At 42.6% G+C, this 517-nt stretch carries 1 protein-coding gene; it reads right to left on the bottom strand.

Annotated elements, in window-relative coordinates; genetic code table 11:
* Positions 1 to 75: 75 nt before the first annotated feature.
* Entirely contained in the window at positions 76 to 492 is a 417-nt protein-coding gene (locus tag ACY2RR_RS24390; RefSeq protein WP_490110808.1) for a hypothetical protein, read from the bottom strand.
* Positions 493 to 517 lie beyond the last annotated feature (25 nt).

The following is a 517-nucleotide window of genomic DNA, read 5'->3' as shown; positions in this document are numbered from 1 at the left end:
TAACGCCTGCGTGTGGGGCGCCGTAGGCGTCCCAGGCAGCTTGCTGCCGTACACGACGCTCTTGTTAAATGCGAGTTACTCAAATGCAAGTGTGCCATTAGAGGAAATCATGGTTTTGGAATGGCTTATTAATGCCCATTCAGGGTCTCCCTCAACGGTTGAAAACGAACAGACCCAATAGTTACCACTTAGTTCTAGCATTATTTCTGGAAGTCTAGATTGGAACTTAATGGACTTTAAAGTTGTATTCTCTAACCTCGTTAAAAGTTGAGGAAGCAGACTATCATCAGACCAACTACCGAAGTCAATAGAGGTTTCTTTTTCAACTCTCCAGCTCCACTCAATCATGACAGTAAGCTCACCTTTAGCATTACTAAGGTTACCAACTTCTAGAAAAATAGAGCTTCCATTTCCTTGCCATACACGGCTAACTGTCTTTCCTATAAAAGGTGATATGAATTCATCTACTTCTTTAGGCTGGATGATAAGCACGATCTCCTTTTAGCATTTAACGCCC

It is taken from the genome of Parendozoicomonas sp. 2304DJ65-17 (genome assembly GCF_058148445.1).
This window is presented reverse-complemented; position numbering and strand designations above follow the sequence as displayed.